General features: G+C 53.0%; 3 protein-coding genes and 2 pseudogenes. 4 read left to right on the top strand and 1 reads right to left on the bottom strand.

Annotated elements, in window-relative coordinates:
- Both ACI77I_RS31710 and ACI77I_RS31715 read left to right on the top strand, forming a co-directional pair.
- Positions 1 to 869, top strand: an 869-nt coding sequence (locus ACI77I_RS31710; RefSeq protein WP_407000134.1) for an Ig-like domain-containing protein, incomplete at its 5' end; no start/stop codon positions are given.
- Positions 870 to 1,112: 243 nt separating this feature from the next.
- Positions 1,113 to 1,361: pseudogene (locus tag ACI77I_RS31715) on the top strand (transposase); the annotation flags it as partial.
- On the opposite strand, the pseudogene ACI77I_RS31720 reads toward ACI77I_RS31715, so the two are convergent.
- Positions 1,324 to 1,792 (bottom strand): annotated as a pseudogene (locus ACI77I_RS31720) (transposase); the annotation flags it as partial. The pseudogenes ACI77I_RS31715 and ACI77I_RS31720 sit on opposite strands and share 38 nt — an antisense overlap.
- Positions 1,793 to 2,123: 331 nt before the next feature.
- Between ACI77I_RS31720 and ACI77I_RS31725 the strand changes: the two are divergent.
- Positions 2,124 to 3,428, top strand: a complete 1,305-nt coding sequence (locus tag ACI77I_RS31725) for an OmpP1/FadL family transporter (protein ID WP_407000136.1) — start codon at positions 2,124 to 2,126, stop codon at positions 3,426 to 3,428.
- 174 nt (positions 3,429 to 3,602) lie between these two features.
- Positions 3,603 to 4,053, top strand: a 451-nt coding sequence (locus ACI77I_RS31730; RefSeq protein ID WP_407000138.1) for an AMP-binding protein, incomplete at its 3' end; no start/stop codon positions are given.

Below are 4,053 nucleotides of genomic sequence, written 5' to 3' on the forward strand. Positions count from 1 at the left end.
TGAAGGACTTCACCATATCGCTCACGGCGGATGGCTCCCCTGCCAACGGCACTGCGGGCAACGAGGTGAAGGTGACGGTGACCGATTCCAAAAATGTTGCGGTCCAGGGTGTGACCGTTGAATTCAACGCCGATAATGGTGCAACTATTTATAGTTTGGGTATCACCGACGGGAGAGGAGAAGTGCGAGCCACCCTGAGCAACACCCAGGTCGGGGTCAGCGTCGTCACCGCGAAGGTGAACAAAATAATCAAGACCATAAAGACCCGTTTTTCTGCCGTAACCCCGGACATTAAAGATTTGAAGGTCACTGGTTTGATGACAGGAGGTGAGAGTTTGAAGGCGACCTATACCTTTGACTCACATGGCGATACTTCCGGTAATAACTCACTCTTTCTGTGGGGACCAAAAGGTACGACGGCTCATAACGTTGCTAGCAAAGGAACTGTGGTGAGTAGTAATGGCCTTATAGCGTTGCATAACGTTCTACCTGCTCAAGCGGGCAAGGAGTGGGAAGTGTCGGTCCTTGCGAGGAACAAGGCTGGGGGGGTAGGTAAAGTATCGACCACTGTTTTGGTGGAGGCTTTTATGAGTGACGTGGTTGATGGCAAAAATGCATATGAAGCACAACACTACTGTAAGAGTAAAAGCGCTCGCATGCCCACAATCGCAGAGCTAAGAGTTCAATTTAAAAATAGCTCTGGTTATATTCCCTACTGGGGAACTAATAAAAATAACATTGACGAGTATACTGAAATTTATAATGAGTCATCAAATGGATCTACGCTCATACCAAGTATTGGACTCCAGGTTGTTCCCTGGATACCAGCTCAGTTCGCACTTACTACTTGTGTCAAGCAGGTTCTATAATAAGAGAGCGATCTGTTGCCGCTTACTGAAACTTCGGAGGCGGACAAGATCGGCAGCAGACGCTGCGGATCTTGTTCGCATTTGTACCAGCGCACGAGGGTATTTGTCGCAAATGCGTACGTCATGTCGTGCAGGCGTGGTCCGTGACTGTCCGATACCCCGCGTAATCCAATTTGCCGCGAAAAGGCGTAGAAAGCTCGGTGAATATCGCCGCTGTCCAAACGATTGCCCGAGCTGGATACGAACAGGTACCGGATGCAGCCAGTAATTCCTTTGCGCACCATGAAGCGTAAGCCCAAACCAGGCTTGCCCAGACTGTTCGACAAGCCCAAGTACCGACAGCGGAACATCATCGAGCGCATGTTTGGCTGGCTGAAGGAGAACCGGCGGATAGGCACCCGTTACGACAAGCTGGCGAAAAGTTTTAGCGCGATGGTCTCATTGGCTTGCACCATCAGGTGTTTGCGACATTACTTTTCTTACACTGCCTAGGACATGCCGTAAAGAGTTCGGCCCGGATACGTAGAGCCCTTGGGCAATACAGTCCAATAGGTTCTGGCGAGCTTGTTAGCCACTGCGGCGACCGCCACGTTATAAGGCCGCCTGGCCAACAAGCGTTCAACCCACTCTGACCGGTGTCCTCTATTGAGGATCGAGCGAGCACCATGCATCAAAAGCGTTCGCAGCTAGGTGTCTCCGCGCTTGCTCAGCCCCAGTTGCCGAACTCTGCCACCGGTGCCCGTTTGTCGAGGAACCAGTCCCAGCCAAGCCGCGAACTGACGACCAAAATGGAAGGTTGTCGCATCTCCCAGTGAGGCAGCAGCGGCTGTAGCGGTCAACAAACCAATTCCGGGAACCTCTGCAAATTGTCGCGCTTGGTCGTTTTGACGAAGCTTGCGGCCATGTCGTTGCTCTGCGGGCTGCGTGTCGGGGCGGTCACTGGCTGCAGCCGATTTGTCGGGCAAACTGTCATGCCTGTTCAGGCGACCGGAGCCAGCTCTCATTTTCCCGAAGTTTTTAGTCGAATGCTCAGCCCGATTGATTGAGAAGTGCCCTGCAGTGGTCACCGCACAGCATGAATCCAGACGGTTTCCAGCCGCCGCTTACTTCGCCTTATGGGGAGGTTTCTCGACGTACGGACGATTGAGGGTCTCTACTTTTACATTGGGTTTCAGTTTTCACATTGATTCACACAGTTAAAACTTAAGTTGTTGTTAGGTTTCTCTTGGGGAAATCACCGGGAATTTCACAGATATGGAAAACGTAATGCGAGCTAAAAAAATAATGTTCAAGACGACACTAGGTCTGGCCGTTGCCATAGCTTCCGCGCAAGTGCTCGCGAGCGGCTTTGCCCTTAACGAACAAAGTATCAGTGGGATGGGGACGGGATTTGCCGGGCGATCTTCATCGGCCGATGATGCCAGTACTGTTTTTGGTAACCCAGCAGGCATGGCTCGTCTGGAAGGTCAGCAAGTGACAGGAGGTTTTGCAGTGATTGATGCCTCCACGGATATCAGCCAAGCCGGCGGTCGCTCAAGCGGTAGCAACAAGGGCGATATGGTGCCATTCATTGCCGTACCGTTCGGTTTTTATACCAATAAACTCAATGAGCAATGGGCTGTCGGTTTCGGCGTATACGCACCTTTCGGTCTTACGGCCGACTATGAAAAAGGTTTCCAGGGAAAAGCTTTTGGCAGCAAGAGCGAAGTGAAGGTCATCACTCTCCAGCCGACGGTCAGTTACGCCTTTAATGATAAAGTTTCTATCGGTTTTGGCCCGACCATCAACCGGGTGACCGGGACCCTGGAGTCGGATGTCAACCTGCCAATCCCGGGCACAGGCTCCAACAACATCAAGATTGAGGGTAGTGACACCGCACTTGGTTTCAATGCAGGTCTCTTGGTGCAGGCGACTGACACGACACGCTTGGGCCTGACCTACCACTCGAAGGTCAGCTACAAGCTGGAAGGCCACACCCAAGTCACCAAAGGCACGAACGTTCCTGCCTCCTTGCTCAATAACGGCCGCTACGACGCCTCGCTCAAGATCGATACGCCTGAGTCGTGGGATCTGTCTGTCACTCAAGACCTGAGTGAAGCCTGGAAACTCTATGCGGGTGCCACCTGGACGCGCTGGAGCCGTCTGAAAGATATTTCCGTCAATAACGAGGGGGTTTCTGCTCTTGGCAGTGGCATGTTCGCACCGCAACTCGTCGGCACCATCAAGGAAGAACAGAATTGGCACGACACCTGGGCTTATGCCGTGGGGACCTCATACCGAGTCAACAAGCAGTGGGTACTGCGTACAGGCTTGACCTTCGACCAGGCGCCCACCAACAACACTGATCGTTCACCACGCATTCCTACTGGTGACCGAACCATCTTTAGCCTCGGCGCCGGCTACGATGTGATGCCGAACCTGACCATCGACGCGGCCTACGCCTATCTCAAAGAAGAGTCCGTCAAGGTTAACCGCTCCAACGCGCTGGGCCAGTCCTACAACGCCAAGTTTGCAAATAGCGCGAATGGCTTCGGTCTGGGTGCAACCTACCGCTTCTGATTCCTGACCGGATCAACAGCCCCGTTTGTATGTTCAATACGGGGTTGTTGATTTCGTAGTTAAGCGAAAAGGCAAGTGCCCTCAGATTGACTGATCGCTGTACACATTCTTTTTACCGGCATATGGGCGAAGGCCAATGAGCTGAAAACACCCTACGAAGTGAGGACAATAATAGTGCAACCTGATTTCTGGAGTGACAAGCGCCCGGCTGGTGTGCCGATTAACATTGACGTATCTGAGTACAACTCAGTGATCGATGTGTTCGAACGCTCATGCGCTAAGTTTTCGGATCGTCCGGCCTTCAGCAACATGGGGGTGACGCTCACTTATGCCGAGTTAGAGCGCTACAGTGCGGCGTTTGCCGCTTATCTGCAATCTCGCACAAACTTGATACCGGGGGATCGCATCGCGGTGCAGATGCCCAACGTCCTGCATTACCCAATTGCCGTGTTCGGTGCATTGCGCGCCGGGCTGATCGTGGTCAACACCAACCCGCTGTATACTCCGCGGGAGATGCGTCATCAGTTTAAGGACTCCGGTGCGCGGGCACTGGTGTACCTGAACCTCTTCGGGGCCAAGGTCCAGGAAGTGCTGCCCGACACCGACATCCAGTACCTGATCGAAG

Source organism: Pseudomonas sp. D47 (genome assembly GCF_045447305.1).
In the GTDB taxonomy this organism is placed as follows: Bacteria; Pseudomonadota; Gammaproteobacteria; order Pseudomonadales; family Pseudomonadaceae; genus Aquipseudomonas.